Origin of the sequence: Aquirufa sp. (assembly GCF_044377215.1) — a bacterium.
Taxonomy (GTDB): Bacteria; Bacteroidota; Bacteroidia; order Cytophagales; family Spirosomataceae; genus Aquirufa.
The window spans coordinates 1-16,252 of sequence record NZ_JBILJM010000003.1 but is presented as its reverse complement, the minus strand read 5'-3'; the positions used below and the strand labels follow the sequence as shown (position 1 = coordinate 16,252).

Below are 16,252 nucleotides of genomic sequence, written 5' to 3'. Positions count from 1 at the left end.
CTAAGCGCGCTTTAGTGTCAAGCCAATTTGGCCTGCGTGATACGCATTGTGATACAGAATATGTGCAAATAATTTAGCCTTCGAAACGGTGCCAAAGAATGGTGTATCAATTGGCTCATTCCATCCACCAGCGGGTGTATTTTCAATCAGTTGCTCAAGCATCGCAAAGCCTTTATCCAATAGGGCTTTTGTTGCTTCTACATCGTCGCCTTGGCCTATATCTGGTTGGCCCATCGTCGTGTTCGCCACATCACTCGGCATTCCGAAAAAATACCCAAACATCAGCATGGTCTCTGCTACATGTCGGTACACAAACCCAACAGACGATGTATTTGCATTAAGCTTTAGCGCTGCATTTGCCTGATTCACTTCGTTGAAAGCAAAACTGCAGCTTAGTTTATTTTGCTCGAGGAGGTCTCTAAACAGTTGTTCCATTCTAAATAGGTAAATCTTGATTTTGGTCAAAAATAATGAAAACAGAAACGGGGCCAAAAAGAAATTAAATAGTTTTTGATTCAATAGTAGCCTAATTAAATCAACATTGGTAATTTTATACACGAAACAACAAACTATAAATGAATAAACTATTGGTGATTGGTGCGGGTGGTCAATTAGGATCCGAGCTCACCAAAGCCTTAGTCAATACACATGGTAGCGATGCGGTCATTGCGACAGATTTTCAAGAAAGTGTAAAATCTAAATTTGCGTATTGCCGCTTTAAAACCCTTGATGTATTAGACAAAGACGCTATCTCGAATTTAATACAAGCAGAAAAGATTACGCAGATCTATCATTTAGCTGCGATTCTTTCGGCTAACGGTGAGAAAAATCCCGTTCAGGCCTGGGATATTAATATGAAAGGTTTATTAAATGTATTGGATTTAGCAAAAGAATTTAAGTTAGATAAAGTGTTTTGGCCTAGTTCTATTGCTGTTTTTGGTCCAAATTCCCCTAAAACAAACACCCCTCAAGACGCCTTTAAAAACCCTACCACGGTGTATGGTATCTCCAAGCTAGCCGGTGAACATTGGTGTGAATATTATTATACTACCTACGGTGTAGACGTTCGAAGTCTGCGTTTCCCGGGGCTAATAGGCTATAAATCACTTCCGGGTGGGGGCACAACCGATTATGCCGTTGACATTTATCACAAGGCCATAAACGAAGAACCATTTACCTGCTTTCTACAAGAGGATACTGCCTTGCCTATGATGTACATGGAGGATGCTGTTCAAGCTACCTTGCAATTAATGGCCGCTCCGTCTTCTGATATCCAAATTAGAACTAGCTATAATCTATCTGGAATGAGTTTTTCACCACAAGAAATAGCGGAACGTATTCGTTCTCATTATCCAGAATTTAGTATTCAGTACGCACCAGATTTCAGACAAAAAATTGCAGATTCGTGGCCATCAAGTATCAATGATGACAGCGCTAGAAACGACTGGGGATGGAAAGCCTCTTTTGGCTTAACTGAAATGACCGCTGAAATTTTAACTAAATTACCTTCCTATATCCACAACCTATAAGTTTATGTACGAACAATATAAACCAATCATCACGAAAGAAATTGAGTCTATTAAAGAGGCTGGATTATTTAAAAAAGAGCGCGTCATCACCTCGCCGCAAGGGGCGGAAATTACGATTCAGGGCGGAGAGAAAGTGTATAATTTTTGCGCGAATAATTACCTGGGCCTTTCCTCACATCCTGCCGTAATTCAAGCAGCGAAAGACGCTATTGATACCCATGGATTTGGCCTATCTTCGGTTCGCTTTATTTGTGGAACACAGGATATTCACAAAACCTTGGAAGAAAAAATTGCTACCTTTTTGGGGACTGAAGATACCATCTTATATGCCGCTGCTTTTGATGCCAATGGGGGCGTATTTGAGCCCTTATTAGGTGAAAAAGATGCGATTATTTCTGATGCATTAAACCATGCTTCCATCATCGATGGGATTCGATTATGTAAGTCGATGCGCTACCGCTATGAGCACAATTCGATGGAGGATTTAGAGGCGAAGTTAAAGCAGGCGGTGGCGGATGGGGCCCAACAAAAAATGATTGTCACCGACAGCGTTTTTTCAATGGATGGCACCATTGCGCAATTGGATAAAATTGTAGCCTTAGCGGAAAAATATGAAGCTCTGATCATGATCGACGAATGTCACTCGTCTGGCTTTATGGGAAAAACGGGACGTGGCGTGCACGAACTAAAAGGGGTGATGGGTAAAATTGATATCATTACAGGTACCTTGGGCAAAGCGTTGGGCGGAGCATCGGGCGGATTTACATCGGGCCGTAAGGAAATCATCGACCTATTAAGACAGCGATCTAGACCTTACTTATTTTCGAACACCTTAGCTCCATCCATTACTGGCGCGTCAATTGCTGTTTTTGATCTATTGTCTAAAACGACAGAATTGCGCGATAAGCTAGAGGAAAACGCGGCATATTTCCGGGAGCGGATTGTTGCTGCCGGTTTCGATATCAAACCTGGCGAACACCCGATTATTCCGATCATGTTATATGATGCGGTTACCTCCCAAAAAATGGCCGAAAAACTCTTGGAAAAAGGGATTTACGTGATTGGTTTTTACTATCCGGTGGTTGCTAAAGGTCAGGCGAGAATACGCGTCCAAATCTCTGCAGGGCATACTCGGGAACAATTAGATCACGCGATTGCTTCCTTTACGGAGGTAGGCAAAGAGCTGGGAGTTATTGCGTAACCGATTTTCAAAAGGGCTGACATTTCAGCCCTTTTTTGTATTCAAGGTACGATAAAGGGCAGCTAAATTATTTTTCTGTGCGACCAGATCGCTGCCTTGAATCCGCGCTTTTTTAGCGTCCCATACGGAGGGAATGGAGAACTTCCCACGCGAAAGAGAATACATCCACGTTAAATCGATGAAGTTGAGGAAGAGGTTCGCTCGATAAAATACCGTGGCATTTTCTACTTGGAACCCTAATTTATGTAGCGTCCTAGCATTGAAAAAATACGACGTTCCCACAATCGTAACTGACTCAGGAATCTGCTTATTTTCGATTTGTGAAATTAGGTGTAGTAAGCCTACCAAATGGTACGAAAGCAGCCTATTTCTCAATTCAACTCCAGGCTTAATTTTCCGCAAAACAAATAAGTGGTCAAAGCCTGTTCCGCTATGCAAATCTATTTGTTTATCGTTCGCCATATAGCCTAAAAGCATCGGCGAGTAATAGGTATATCCGCCGGTCAACGTAAATAGCGGGGTATATAAAATTGACTAATCGGAACGTATAAGATGAAGGCTAAATAAAAGAATGAGTTAGCATACCCTTGTTCAATGATAAGAATCGCGAGGAATATACCTGCAAAAAAACAATATAGCTTCTATCCAGACGAATGCTTTTGGCTGTTTGTAAAAGTCGTTCATTACGTTATTTACTATTCGAAATTGAAATTAGCTTAAAAGGATTTGATTGCGTCTCTGAAAACTAAGAAGAGAAAGACTATTACGCCCACAATTACTTCATTTCGATATTTGGTCAAGAATTGTTTCATCATAAATTAAACTACGCGTTTTCTGCCCATAAATAAATAAACAATCCCCGCAATCGCGCCTAAAATTCCCATAAAAACAAAGGCGATTGTCCACATGATTTTTTCATTTTTGTTTATCCTGTAGGAATTCCAAATTTCATACAAAGATGTGACAACAAATACTCCATTCGATACGATACCCGCGATGAGCAGTTGGTCCGCTCCTGGCAAATGTAAAATCTTCATCAATGCGCCTACAAGCGACGTAGCCAGGCTGATGAAAAAACTCCACGTAACAAACGTTCCAAGTTTCATAGGTAAAAACGGATTATGTGTCAAAATAAATGATAAAGCCCTATAAAACCAAAAATTATACTTGAGCTATACGATTTGCCGTAAGAAATAATCTAGATCCTGAATTTTTGATTCGATGATATCCCAGACAATATCATAGTCAATTCCAAAATAATCGTGTATCAATTTATCACGTGTTCCGGCAAGTTTTTTCCACTCAATGTGGTTATGGCTAGACTTAAATTCGTCGTCCAATTTTTTAGTAGCTTCACCTACAATTTCGAGACTTCTAACGACCGCACGACAAAGAACTTCGTCGTTGACTACATCCGCTTTTGATTTCTCATGGGTATGCTGTAAAATGAAGGCTGTTTCAACTAGAATATGTTGAACCAATTCGATATTAGAGGCTAACATGAAGAACCTCATTTAAAATATGAGGTCCGATAAACTTGCTTAATGATTGATTCGTAACAATCTCGACTTTTCTGCCAAATAACTCTTCTAGAAAGAAGGACAGATCCATGAAATTGTCAAAACTCTTTTTGCTGGGGTCAAAATCCACTAATAAATCCACATCACTCGATTCATGAATTTTTCCCTTTCTGAATGATCCAAAAATTCCAAGACTTTTCACCCCATACGACTTAATCATCTCGCTGTTTTTAGAGAGTGCCGCTAATAGCTCTTTTTTCGTGTGGATTTTTACCTGGTTCATTGCAGGGGCAAATTAGACATTAAATTCCTTGTTAACTACGTCGCCCAACTAATTATCAAGTTTTAGATCATTGCCTGATAAATAATGACAAAACTTACCCGATAAAGTATTTATCTTGATAATCTAAACCTGACAAAATCGATGAAATCGCTATTTTTTGCCCTTATCGCCTGTCTGGCATTTACTGCTATCGCTCAAGATGGAACCATTTATCCGCTTGAAACTCCCAAAGAACCCAATGCCATTCCCCTAAATACGGGCTCCGTAAAGGACCAGTCTGCGCCGGAAACGTGGTTTCGCCAGTGGGGAGATCCGATGGCCCGCAATATATCAACTGCCACATTAACGCCCTTCTTTCCAGAAAAGGGTAAGGCAAATGGCGCCGCTGTTATCGTTGCTCCAGGCGGGGGGTACCGTTGGCTTTCCATGGGAAATGAAGGTTGGGAAGTGGCCGAAGCCCTTGCCAAAAAAGGAATTACCGCTTTCGTCCTAAAATACCGCTTATTCCCAACCCCAGAAAAATTAGTTGATTTTACCGCTTGGATGAACCGCCCACGCCCAGCTCCTCAAAAATCAGATAGCACGGCAAAGAATACCAATCCAATGGCTCAAATGGATTTAACCAACCAGCTCGCAGATGCTGAGGCGGCCTATGCGATGATCCTAAAAAATGCCGCAGCCTGGGGCGTGGATAAGGAACGCATTGGCATGATTGGATTCTCTGCTGGAGCGGGTTTAACGATGCACGCTACCTTACATTCAAAAACGATGACGCTCGCATTTATTGGTCCGATATATGGGGGGATGGGGCCCGTAAAAGTGCCTAAAAATGCTCCCCCGATGTTTAATGCCATCGCCTCAGATGATTTCTTGTTTAACTCTCAATTTGGGGTGATTGAATCTTGGTTTAAAGCGGGTAGACCTGTAGAGTTTCATTTATATCAAAACGGAGGGCACGGCTTTGGTTTAGGTAATCCGAATAGAACAAGTAATAAATGGTTTGATGCGTTTGTTCACTGGTTGGATGTGAATAAGTTTTTGGTGGCGAAATAAAGGCCCCAAACTACTTTCCATTCCACCCGTCCATAATGCCCGATTTGATATCTGTGTAACTCGTAAATAACCAAATAAACAAAACAATAAGGAAGATCGTTTTCCAATGTGTTTTAAACAATACCGTTAAGTCATGTAAGAATTGATTCATATCTGTGATTTTAAGGGTTAGATTAAACTCATAGGGCTTGGCTTCGGATGGCTTAACGAATGGAGATAAGTCGGCCTGCAATACTTCCCCCAGAACTTTTACGGAATAAAGACTTGGTTTTACCTCATTATTCTCGATTCGTTGAATCGTTCTGAGGGTTAAACCCGTCTGCTCGGAAAGTTCTTTTTGCGAGATATTCAACCGTGTTCTTAGCTCTTTTAATCTTGCACCAAATTCCATTTACAAATATGATAGGTCTACACGAATTTATTTCAGAAATGATAGCGTCATTTGAACGACATTTTCTGTGTCTAGGGCAATAATACAAACAGATTCCGAAAAATGAACAAGCCAATATAATTTTTCGGAATTCCCGTGTTTCACAAATTCCAAGCTATATATTTGAAAAATTATTGGGAACATTCAATCCCCTAACTTAAAGACAATGAAAAAAATCATACTACTAATGATCTGCGCCGCCTTGTCGATCGGCGTTCATGCCCAAAGCCCGTTAGGCGCGTGGGAATCCAAATCAATTTCTGAACGTGGAGACACGCTAAAAAGTGTTGTCATTTTTGCCGATGGCTATCAGGTATTGACCATATACAATGCAAGTAACGGCAAGTTTATCCATGCCAATGGTGGAACATGGAAGTTAAATGGGGACGTCATGACCGAAAAACGAGAATTTCACACGGATAATGCTGCGCTCGTTGGCACAGAGGTCAGCTTTAAAATAGCCATTACACATGATTCCCTCTCCATCGTAGGCAGCAAGAAAAAATTTAGAAGAATCGATGACGGCAAGCCTGGTGTACTTCAAGGCGCATGGCTGATGTCGGGAAGAATCACGGATGGTAAAGTGCAAAAACGCGACACCAGCGTAGCCAGAAAAACGATGAAAATTTTATCGGGAACTCGATTTCAATGGATCGCATACGATACCGATACAAAACAATTCCTGGGAACTGGGGGTGGCACCTACACGACCCAACAAGGTGAATATGCCGAGCGTATTGAGTTCTTTTCGAAAGACGAGACGCGCGTAGGCCTTCGTTTAAAATTCAATTATGCATTAAAAGATGGTGATTGGGAACACTCCGGCTTATCAAGTAAAGGAGATCCCATCCATGAAATATGGAGCATAAGAAAATAGGTACATATGAGATATTTATACCCGCATGATTGACCGACTTTTTGGGAAAGCCCTATCTGATAGCACTTGTGTCGCACTTGATTTAAGTGCTACGAATTTGGACTTACTTCCATCAATCTATGGGAATGCCTCCGCATTTAACGCGTACATCGAAGCGAAGATTGGTGATAAGATTGGTTTTGGCGGCTATCTAGAACACCGGGTCATCTATGAGACTTTCGATAATTTCGCAACATCTTCAGCTGATTTTAGGAACATTCACCTAGGCATGGATTTTTGGACGAAAGCAGGAACCCCTGTTTTTGCGCCATTAGATGGTGTAGTGCATAGTTTTCAGGTGAATCATGGGGCTGGTAATTATGGGCCAACGATCATTTTACATCACCCGGCGGAAAATATCTACAGTTTATATGGGCACCTGTCGATGGGTGATTTAAGCCAACTAGAAATAGGATTACCGATAAGTGCTGGACAAAAGCTTTGCCACCTGGGTAATTCGAATGAAAATGGGGGATGGCCGCCACATCTGCATTTCCAATTGATTCGTGATATGCAAGACTTAAAAGGTGATTATCCGGGCGTTTGTTCGCAGCGGGATGTCGAATTTTATGCCCATAACTGCCCGGATCCGAGCCGTTATGGATAAACGATTAATCTAAAGGGCACTAAAGTTCTTTAAGCTCCATCACTAGTTTCGCAATTGTCTGTTTGGCATCTCCAAATAACATTAAGCAATTAGGGTAACCAAATAATTCATTTTCCACTCCTGCATATCCTTTCCCCATACTTCTCTTACTTACGATGACTGTTCTTGCTTTACTTGCATTTAAAATAGGCATTCCATAAATAGGGCTCTTTGGATTGGTCTGCGCTGCAGGATTAACCACATCATTTGCGCCTACAACAAATACTAAATCTGTATTTGAAAACTCATCATTGATCTGATCCATTTCAACAAGTTTATCATAGGATATATTGGCTTCGGCCAATAATACATTCATATGACCTGGCATTCTGCCTGCTACGGGATGGATGGCAAATTTGAAGTCAATATTTCTTTTTTCACACAATTCATACAGTTCACGAACTACGTGCTGCGCCTGTGCTACGGCCATACCATATCCTGGAACAACAATGACAGAAGACGCCCCATCAAATAACATCGCGGCTTCTTCTACACCTACTTCTTTGACAATAATTTCTGGGCCATCGGCCTCTAATTTAGTAATTGTCTGTCCAAACCCACCTAGTAAAACATTGATCAATGACCGATTCATGGCCTTACACATAATTTGTGTAAGTATAATTCCAGACGCACCTACCAAGGAGCCCGCTACAATCAATACATTATTATTCAATATAAAGCCTGTAGCACACGCTGCCATACCTGAATATGAATTAAGCAAGGAAATTACCACGGGCATATCTGCTCCTCCAATGGGCAAAACGGTTAATACGCCAAGTAGTAATGAAATAGCTGTTAAAACAATTATAATGGACGTATCTAGTTGATTCACTACGGCAAAAATAGAGGCACCAATGAAAACAAGCAATAAAATTAAATTAATTAAATGCTGTCCTTTAAAGGTGATAGGGTTGCCCGTTACCTTTCCATTTAGCTTTAAAAATGCAACCATTGATCCGGTAAACGTAATTGCCCCTATAAATACGCTTAAAACAATACTAATGGTTATGATGATCCCCATTTGTACCATGGTAACATTTGTTTTAAGCCAAAAATCAGAAACAGCTACAGCCACCGATGCCAATCCCCCAAAACCATTAAATAAACTAACCATTTCTGGGATTTTGGTCATCTCAACTTTGTATGCATAATATAAACCAATCGCTGAGCCTATTGCCATACAAGCCAATATTTCCGTGATGGATACGATATTAATTTGCAGTAATGTTGCTATTATGGCAATAAGCATCCCAACAGATGAGACTAAATTACCCGAGCGTGCCTCTTTCGTTTTATTCATCATCTTGATACCAATGATGAATAATACAGAAGCTATTAGATATAAAACTTGAATTAAAATCATTATTTTTTCTTAAACATTTTTAACATCCGATCTGTAACTGCGTACCCGCCCACTACATTTATGACGGCAAGTACCAAGGCTAACATACCTAGCCATTTACTCAATGTAGTGTACCCAAGCTCATTACAAGCCAATAAAGCACCTACAATGGTAATTCCTGAAATAGCATTAGAACCTGACATTAACGGTGTGTGTAACGTAGGGGGAACTTTGGCAATTAATTCAAACCCTAGATAACTTGCCAGAACAAGCACGTAGAGTAATATAATTAATGATTCAATATTCATAAAAAATATCCTTTAAAAATTTACAATTTGTTTTGTGAAGGCATGTACTAAATTGCCTTGATGCGTAATTAAAGCACCTGACGTAATTTCTTCTTCCATATCCCAATGAAAAGTTTCGTTATTGGCTAAATGAAGTAATAAGGCACTAATATTAGTCGCATATAATTGGCTTGCATTGGTGGATAACAACGAAGGTAAATTGGCTTCGCCAATGATGGTCACACTATGTTTCTCGACCGTTTTACTAAATTCAGATAAGCTACAATTTCCGCCAGATTCGACGGCCAAATCAACAATGACAGCGCCTGTTTTCATCGACTTTACCATCTCCTCTGTAATTAGAATAGGTGCTTTTTTGCCTATGACAAGCGCCGTGGTGATCACCAAATCTGCATCTTTAATTTTATCTTCAATCAGTTCTTTTTGCTTTGCTAAAAATTCAGCCGAAATTTCACTCGCATATCCTCCCTCTACTTTCACGGCATCTGCACCTTCGACACTTAAAAAACGCCCCCCCAATGATTCAACTTGTTCCTTTGTTTCAGGCCTAACATCACTCACTTCCACGATGGCGCCTAAACGTTTTCCTGTTGCAATAGCTTGTAAGCCCGCTACTCCAGCACCGAATATCAAAACTTTAGCTGGTGTGATTGTTCCCGCTGCAGTCATCATCAATGGAAATATTTTTGTTAATGCATTGGCGCCTAATAATACGGCTTTGTAGCCAGCCAAATTTGCCTGAGAACTCAAGGCATCCATTTTTTGCGCCCTTGAAATTCTGGGAACAGCATCCATGGCAAAAGCACTTATTTTTTTCTCCAGTAAAGCCTTCAAAATTAATGGTTGTGTATAGGCATACATGAAGGAGATACAAATACTTTCTGGTTGTATTTGTTGTATTTCATCAAGCGTAAAAATATTCACTTTCAAAAAAATCGTTGCACTAAAGACATCTTTGTTGGAAACAACCTGCGCCCCGGCATGTAAATAATCTTGATCTGCAAAGGAAGATGCATTTCCTGCCCCTGACTCAACTTGAATAGAAAATCCCTTTTTAACGAGCTGTTTAACAATATCGGGGGTCATTGCAACCCTGTTCTCAAAGTCTTTTGTTTCTTTTAATACACCAATGAGCATTGTATAGGTATTTGTTTTGATTACTAAAGTACTTACAATTAATTAATTTCATATTTCTAATCTAAGAAACTTTATAATTAAACGCTGAACGATATTTTTTTTAGCCTAATTTCTAAAAAAGTCATGATGGAAAAATCAAAAGATGTAACTCCCCAAGCTGACTGATGGACAAAGAAAAAGCCATCCGTCAGTTGACGGATGGCTTGCCCAGAGGGGCCCCCTTGAAGGGTGGAATGTTGCAGCCGTTTTTCATATTGTGATGCTAAAAAACCAATTTGATTTTAAAGCCCCCAATAAAATTAATTACTAGTGGCTGGTTTTACTTTTTTGAAAGCATACTTCACCACAAAATAAATAACCAATGCTGAAAGTACTCCAGTTAAAAAGTCCGTCATTGGTACCATAACTGCCGTATAAATCATCATTGAAAATTCGAATTTTCCTGCCTGTTTAATCTCTTTTATTTCAGATGGTTTGATCATATTGCTAGCTACCCAAACCAAAATACCACCAATACAAGCCATCGGAATTAACTCCAAATATTGAGCCAAATAAAATGCCATGGTGAGTTTTAGGATAGCTTTAAAGTAACCTGCCAAAGGAGTTGTAGCACCGGCTTTTATACTTGTTGCTGTTCTGGCCAATGCGCCTGTACACGGAAATCCTTGTACCAAGGGTGTGATGATTTGAACTAACCCTTGACCAAAAAATTCTTTGTCCGGGTTAAATGGCGTTCTATCATTTTTAGCTAATCGGTCAGCCATCGACGAACATAAAACACTTTCTACGCCTGATACAAATACAATGCCAACCACAAAATATACAATGTCAAGTATTACACTTCCGTTCAAAGCAGGCAAAAATGGCATTTGTATTTTGAAGAAATTATTTGGGATAGATCCATATAAATCGCGAACTAAAATGATTTTTTTATCTGTTAACAACGTGGCTGCCAGTAAAGTGGCTGTGCCCATTGCAATTACTGGGCCAGGGATATAAATAGATATTTTCAAGAGATATTTTGCTAAAATAAACGTTATTAGCCCTAATAATATTGACCATACATTAATTAAATGGAGGTGTTCCGACATAAAATTAATTCGCTCACTCAAACTTCTAGAACTATCACCAAGCAATGTTTTAAAGCTATCTAGCCCCAAAATATCTTTGAAGTTTGTCGCAGCAATAGCCACCGCAATGCCCACCGTAAATCCAACAATAATTGAATTTGGGACAAGTTTGGCATATTTACCTACGCCATATATACCCATTATTAGTAAGATAATTCCGGAGATAATGGATACCAAAACAAGGAAACCATGCGCTTGTTCAAAAGTTCCACCGTTTGCTGGATCACTGTACTTCGCTATTAAAGCTGCAATAACCGGAATAAAAGCAGCAGTAGGACCGTAAACCTGGTATTTTGAACCGCCAAATGTCCTGCCCACTACACACGCCAATGCCCCTGCTATAATGCCGTGTTCCGGTCGCATTCCCATGGCCATAGCGAAACCCATCGCCATCGGAATGGCTGTCATGGCAACGATTAAGCCGGCACTCAAATCTTTATAAGCTACATTTAACCAATTTTCTTTCGTCAAATCCTCCCATCGAGAATCAAAAAAAGTAAAAAATAATTTTATTCGCCCCAATGGGCTTGTTGGAAATTTTGACTCGCTCATATTCGTTTATTTAAATAATTGATTTAATTCATCTTTACTCGCAGAAGCATGGTCGCTTGCCCAGGCCACTTCTTTATATTCAACTTTCGATTTTTTTATAAGGGGAATTGCGTCAAAACCGTTTTTATGAGGTTTCAAGCGATAATCTTTGGGTAAATAAATAAGATCTATTCGTTGTGCTGTATAAAAATTTAAGAAGGCATTTTTATTCATACCATTAAAAAGTTCTATTTTAATGGCATGAAGACTAGATTCGTATGTATTCAAAATGATAGCTATCGCATCATTGAACTCTGAACTTGCTAATGCCTTAATTTTTTTTGCTGAATCATAAAACAATAGTTCCGTTATCGAATCGCTGATGTGCTCTGAATACATTAATATGATCGTTGATTTTTCTTGCTTTCGCTCTTCGAGAGCATACTTTAGCGTATTTAAAGACTCTATTCTAAAGTCGATAGGAATTAGTATTTTCTTGTCCATGCCTTGCGCGATTAATAAATAATACGACAAGTATAGGCTGACGCTATTAGAGCCAATTAAGATTAAGATTAGAATTTGATTAGATTTTTAGCCTAGACACAATAGAGCCATGCAACTAGCCAAATTGTAGTCGTAGATAATGGTCTAACTGGCTTGAAGGGGGACAGAAATTTTAGCGACTTAGAATGCCGCTATAGGTAATTTTACTTGAACAGTAACTCCCTTATGTTGCACAGATTTGATAATTAGTTCGCCTTTGTGAATTTTGATAATGTTTTGGGTTAGGGGTAACCCAATCCCATAGCCATCATATGCGGCCGTATTACTTGCCCGAAAGAAAGGGTCAAATATAAAAGGTAATTCTGACTCAGGAATTCCAATTCCTTGGTCTTTAATTATCAGGACTATTTCATTGTTTGTGGAAGCCAAACTTACAATTACTGGTTTATTGCTCGAATATTTACAGGCATTTGTCATAATGTTTGTAATGGCTAACATGAGCAAATCTTTATTCCCCATTACTTTTAATTTTTTGGGATTTTCAGGTAACAACTCAAAGTCTATTTTTATATTATTTTTAGGAATTAGTTGATTCATGATTTCATTGGCTTGCAATATCAACTCGTCCGTCCTTAAAATGGTATTGTTGAATTTATTATTCTTGTACCCAATTTGTGCTAAAAAAAGCAAGGATTGGCTTATTTTATTGAGCCTTTCTGATTGTTTAAGTATTTTTTGCAAGGCCTCCTTATACTCTACTGGAGTTCTATCTTTCAATAAAGCCACGTCTGCCTCCCCAATAATAGCCGTAAGTGGCGTACCAAATTCGTGTGAAGCATTGCTAATAAAGTTTTTGTTGGTTTCAAAAGCTATTTCTATTCTATTCAAAAGATTATTAAATGTGGTGGTAAGCCTTTTGATTTCGTCTGTATTTTTAATATCATCTAATCGTAAATGTATATTATCTGTACTTATACTATTTACTTTAGTAATTATATTATCTATTGGATCAAAAAATCTCTTTGAAAATAAATTGGTCAGGTAAATAATAAGTAGAATTGAAATAAGGCCCCCCACAAGTAATACTTTTCGCAGCAAAATTAAATGGTGCGTGTTATAGTAATTTTTTGCCGAAACGATGACGAAATAAAAACCTTTCGTCGTTTCTCTCTTTTTTCCGTAATAAAAAACATCCTCTTTTTGAAAATTAACAGATTGCTGCGTATAAGTTAAATTAAGGAAATTAATAGGAAGTGAATTCGCCTCTGCTAATTGTTTAATTGCAGCTGCGTTAGGGCAATATAATATGTATTCTTTTTCGTCACTTAGTAATTCTAAATGCTCTTCCCTAATGTTTTTTAATACTTGGGCGTATCTCTGATTGGATTCAAAATGGCGTTTTTCTGCAACACTAACTCTAGCCTCTAGTCGCTTATAAAAATCTGCGTATGAATAATTAGATAAAAAGTAATAAACGCTTGATCCCAAAAAAAACAAAATCAGGCTTATTGAAATGATTAACAGAATGGTGATTTTACGTATGCTACTCATGATTCTTTAAGAATATAGCCCATCCCTACAGCCGTATGTATCAATTTTGGCTCAAAATCCGTATCTATTTTTTTTCGAAGGTAATTGATGTAAACGTCTACCACATTCGTTCCTACATTGAAATTAATGTCCCATGCATTTTCTAACAGATCCATTCTTGACAAGACCTTGCCCTTATTTTTGAGAAGAGTGAATAACAATCGATATTCTGTAGCAGTAAGTGTAATTTCTATACCATTTCGGGTAACCTTTTTAGCGTCATCGTCAAGTACTAAATTGGATAAAAAATATTTTATATGGGGCTTTTGATCACCCATTTTTTCCAAATTAATTCTTCTTAAAATTGCGTTTATACGAGCTATCAGTTCGTTGAACTTAAAAGGCTTAACTAGGTAATCGTCCGCACCCGAATTTAACCCAAGGGCAATATTATCTGGCGTATTTAATGCTGTTAAAAATAGTATAGGCGTTTGAATTCCGTGCTCTCTAATTTCCTTGCAAACCTCTATCCCATTTTTTTCGGGTATCATTATATCTAGCAAAACGATGTCATATGGGTTGTTTAATACCATTTCAAGGCCATCTTTACCATTTAGCGCCACAGACACTTCGAAAGATTCTTCCCCCAAGCCCTTTTTAACAAAATCGACCACATCCGGCTCGTCTTCGATAAGTAGTATGGAGATAATATGCATTGATTTGACGATTAAAATTTTCTTTATTGAAGTTATAAAAAAATATTATAGAATAAATTTTCACCAAATATATCATAAAAACCAATGCCTGTATTTTTGATGCGCATTTTTGTAGATAGGTCGCAATCAATCCTCGTTTTTATTTACTGGCACGTAAATAAAAATTACCCCGCCAAAGCCAAAAATGTCTCTTTACAGAAATTAATAGGGGTTTTTAAACAAAAAAAGAGGTCGAAATGACCTCTTTTTGATTTGCGCTCCCTTAATAAGTGGAATGTTGCAGCCGTTTTCTTTGTTTGAACTTGCCAAAATCTGGAAATTGAAGGGTTGAACTTAGTGTCAAATTGCAAGAATCTACTTTACCCTCCAAGCGTTCATTATACCTGACTTGATATCGGTATAACTTGTGAAAAATATAAATAGCTAGACACTTAACTCAAACAAACTTACCGTTGCGTTATGGTAGTGCATCGGTAAATCCGCTGTATTTGTTAATTGTGAAAGGCCTAAGAAATTGAACCCAAAACTAGTGTAATGTTGTATCAATTTCTGATTCTCGCCTACCGTATCCAAGCGGATAAACTTTTTGTTGTTTTGAATTGCATATAATTTAGCCCATTCTACAATTTGCTTAACATAAGCCTTGCCGCGACAATTAGGATTTGTTGATATTCTATGGACATAGACAGATGGGTCTGCGTCTTTATCGACCCAAATTAATGGGTCAGAAAAAGTAGTCGCCCAAATACAAACTATTTCTCCTTCAATTATTAACTTCCATTGTCTTTTTTCGGCAATTTCATTTATAACCATGTCTCTATCAAACTCCGGCCAATGAACAATGAATCTTTCTTTTTGATATGCTGTAGCAGACCTGTATAAATCAAGTATGAATTCCAAATCGTCTATTGTACTATTTTGTATCTCCATTTATGTTAAAATTATTTTATCAAATATACAAACAGAAGAGAAAAAGGCTGGCTATTTTTATCTAATTACGAAGCATTTACGTGGAAAAACTAAGCTCCTCTAGCTCACTGATAGACAAAGAAAATTTTACAAAAACCTCTACTGAACTCGAACCACAAAAACCAACATTAAATCTTCCATATAAATTCAATAGACAACATTTCTCCTAATCCTTGTGATGTAGGGTTGTAACTTTTACTAAAAAAGTGATGTTGGAAATGAAAAAGTTGCAACCACAAATAATATCCGTTTAACGAATGTGGACGTGGTTTTTAAACAAAAAAAGAGGTCATTTAGACCTCTTTTTGATTACCGCTCCCCTTTTCCTCGAAAGATGCAACTATAATGCGATGATTGAGTATGTGACTATTAGGAAATTGAAGGGTTAAACCTCGTGTCAAATTGCAGGAAGCTATTTCCCACTCCAAGCGTCTTTAATACCTGATTTAATATCAGTATTATTTTGATTTCGTTTCCCTCTCAAAGGAAGAAACATATTAAATGAGA

Annotated in this window: 19 protein-coding genes; 5 read left to right on the top strand and 14 right to left on the bottom strand. The window is 38.4% G+C overall.

All coding sequences use genetic code 11. The annotated features are described in order from the left end of the window. Nucleotides 1-435 (bottom strand): DinB family protein, encoded by a 435-nt coding sequence (locus ACIQ6T_RS01890; protein WP_395783656.1) that lies wholly within the window; start codon nucleotides 433-435, stop codon nucleotides 1-3. A gap of 140 nt (nucleotides 436-575) precedes the next feature. Between ACIQ6T_RS01890 and ACIQ6T_RS01885 the strand changes: the two genes are divergently transcribed. After that, on the top strand, nucleotides 576-1,529 hold the full coding sequence (locus ACIQ6T_RS01885) for an NAD-dependent epimerase/dehydratase family protein (RefSeq protein ID WP_395783654.1): 954 nt from the start codon (nucleotides 576-578) through the stop codon (nucleotides 1,527-1,529). 4 nt (nucleotides 1,530-1,533) lie between these two features. Beyond that, nucleotides 1,534-2,730 (top strand): glycine C-acetyltransferase, encoded by a 1,197-nt coding sequence (gene kbl, locus ACIQ6T_RS01880; RefSeq protein WP_395783652.1) that lies wholly within the window; start codon nucleotides 1,534-1,536, stop codon nucleotides 2,728-2,730. A 24-nt stretch (nucleotides 2,731-2,754) separates the two neighbouring features. Here the strand turns inward: kbl and ACIQ6T_RS01875 are convergent, their stop codons facing one another. The 4 genes from ACIQ6T_RS01875 to ACIQ6T_RS01860 form a co-directional block, all read right to left on the bottom strand. Continuing rightward, a complete protein-coding gene (locus ACIQ6T_RS01875; protein ID WP_395783650.1) occupies nucleotides 2,755-3,207 on the bottom strand; it encodes a hypothetical protein in 453 nt (150 codons plus the stop codon). Between the two features lie 341 nt (nucleotides 3,208-3,548). After that, nucleotides 3,549-3,836 carry a hypothetical protein gene (locus ACIQ6T_RS01870; RefSeq protein WP_395783648.1) on the bottom strand — a complete coding sequence of 96 codons (288 nt, stop codon included), beginning with the start codon at nucleotides 3,834-3,836 and terminating at the stop codon, nucleotides 3,549-3,551. A 66-nt stretch (nucleotides 3,837-3,902) separates the two neighbouring features. After that, entirely contained in the window at nucleotides 3,903-4,232 is a 330-nt protein-coding gene (locus ACIQ6T_RS01865; protein WP_395783646.1) for a DUF86 domain-containing protein, read from the bottom strand. Next, complete coding sequence (locus ACIQ6T_RS01860; RefSeq protein ID WP_395783644.1) at nucleotides 4,219-4,533, bottom strand: nucleotidyltransferase family protein; 315 nt, start codon at nucleotides 4,531-4,533, stop codon at nucleotides 4,219-4,221. The genes ACIQ6T_RS01865 and ACIQ6T_RS01860 overlap by 14 nt, the downstream gene beginning before the upstream one ends. Before the next feature lie 141 nt (nucleotides 4,534-4,674). Between ACIQ6T_RS01860 and ACIQ6T_RS01855 the strand changes: the two genes are divergently transcribed. Beyond that, nucleotides 4,675-5,586, top strand: a complete 912-nt coding sequence (locus ACIQ6T_RS01855; protein WP_395783642.1) for an alpha/beta hydrolase — start codon at nucleotides 4,675-4,677, stop codon at nucleotides 5,584-5,586. Between the two features lie 10 nt (nucleotides 5,587-5,596). Here the strand turns inward: ACIQ6T_RS01855 and ACIQ6T_RS01850 are convergent, their stop codons facing one another. Beyond that, the gene (locus ACIQ6T_RS01850) at nucleotides 5,597-5,977 is read right to left on the bottom strand and encodes a helix-turn-helix domain-containing protein (protein ID WP_395783640.1); all 381 of its coding nucleotides are present in this window, start codon (nucleotides 5,975-5,977) and stop codon (nucleotides 5,597-5,599) included. Nucleotides 5,978-6,182: 205 nt separating this feature from the next. Between ACIQ6T_RS01850 and ACIQ6T_RS01845 the strand changes: the two genes are divergently transcribed. Together ACIQ6T_RS01845 and ACIQ6T_RS01840 are read left to right on the top strand one after the other, a co-directional pair. Then, nucleotides 6,183-6,893 (top strand): membrane or secreted protein, encoded by a 711-nt coding sequence (locus ACIQ6T_RS01845; protein ID WP_395783638.1) that lies wholly within the window; start codon nucleotides 6,183-6,185, stop codon nucleotides 6,891-6,893. A 25-nt stretch (nucleotides 6,894-6,918) separates the two neighbouring features. Further along, nucleotides 6,919-7,539, top strand: a complete 621-nt coding sequence (locus tag ACIQ6T_RS01840; protein WP_395783636.1) for a peptidoglycan DD-metalloendopeptidase family protein — start codon at nucleotides 6,919-6,921, stop codon at nucleotides 7,537-7,539. Nucleotides 7,540-7,558: 19 nt separating this feature from the next. On the opposite strand, the gene ACIQ6T_RS01835 is transcribed toward ACIQ6T_RS01840, so the two are convergent. The 8 genes from ACIQ6T_RS01835 to ACIQ6T_RS01800 all read right to left on the bottom strand — a co-directional run bounded on the left by ACIQ6T_RS01835 (nucleotide 7,559) and on the right by ACIQ6T_RS01800 (nucleotide 15,706). Beyond that, nucleotides 7,559-8,941, bottom strand: a complete 1,383-nt coding sequence (locus ACIQ6T_RS01835; RefSeq protein WP_395783634.1) for an NAD(P)(+) transhydrogenase (Re/Si-specific) subunit beta — start codon at nucleotides 8,939-8,941, stop codon at nucleotides 7,559-7,561. Further along, entirely contained in the window at nucleotides 8,941-9,228 is a 288-nt protein-coding gene (locus ACIQ6T_RS01830; RefSeq protein WP_395783632.1) for an NAD(P) transhydrogenase subunit alpha, read from the bottom strand. The genes ACIQ6T_RS01835 and ACIQ6T_RS01830 overlap by 1 nt, the downstream gene beginning before the upstream one ends. 12 nt (nucleotides 9,229-9,240) lie before the next feature. Further along, on the bottom strand, nucleotides 9,241-10,365 hold the full coding sequence (locus ACIQ6T_RS01825) for a Re/Si-specific NAD(P)(+) transhydrogenase subunit alpha (protein WP_395783630.1): 1,125 nt from the start codon (nucleotides 10,363-10,365) through the stop codon (nucleotides 9,241-9,243). A gap of 299 nt (nucleotides 10,366-10,664) precedes the next feature. Next, entirely contained in the window at nucleotides 10,665-12,047 is a 1,383-nt protein-coding gene (locus ACIQ6T_RS01820; RefSeq protein ID WP_395783628.1) for a SulP family inorganic anion transporter, read from the bottom strand. Nucleotides 12,048-12,053: 6 nt separating this feature from the next. Further along, complete coding sequence (locus ACIQ6T_RS01815) at nucleotides 12,054-12,530, bottom strand: hypothetical protein (RefSeq protein ID WP_395783626.1); 477 nt, start codon at nucleotides 12,528-12,530, stop codon at nucleotides 12,054-12,056. A 180-nt stretch (nucleotides 12,531-12,710) separates the two neighbouring features. Then, nucleotides 12,711-14,081 carry a sensor histidine kinase gene (locus ACIQ6T_RS01810; RefSeq protein WP_395783624.1) on the bottom strand — a complete coding sequence of 457 codons (1,371 nt, stop codon included), beginning with the start codon at nucleotides 14,079-14,081 and terminating at the stop codon, nucleotides 12,711-12,713. After that, nucleotides 14,078-14,776: a response regulator transcription factor gene (locus ACIQ6T_RS01805; protein ID WP_395783622.1), complete on the bottom strand. Its 699-nt coding sequence runs from the start codon at nucleotides 14,774-14,776 to the stop codon at nucleotides 14,078-14,080. The genes ACIQ6T_RS01810 and ACIQ6T_RS01805 overlap by 4 nt, the downstream gene beginning before the upstream one ends. 423 nt (nucleotides 14,777-15,199) lie before the next feature. Beyond that, nucleotides 15,200-15,706, bottom strand: coding sequence for a GNAT family N-acetyltransferase (locus ACIQ6T_RS01800; protein ID WP_395783620.1), 507 nt, complete (start codon nucleotides 15,704-15,706; stop codon nucleotides 15,200-15,202). Between the last annotated feature and the right edge of the window lie 546 nt (nucleotides 15,707-16,252).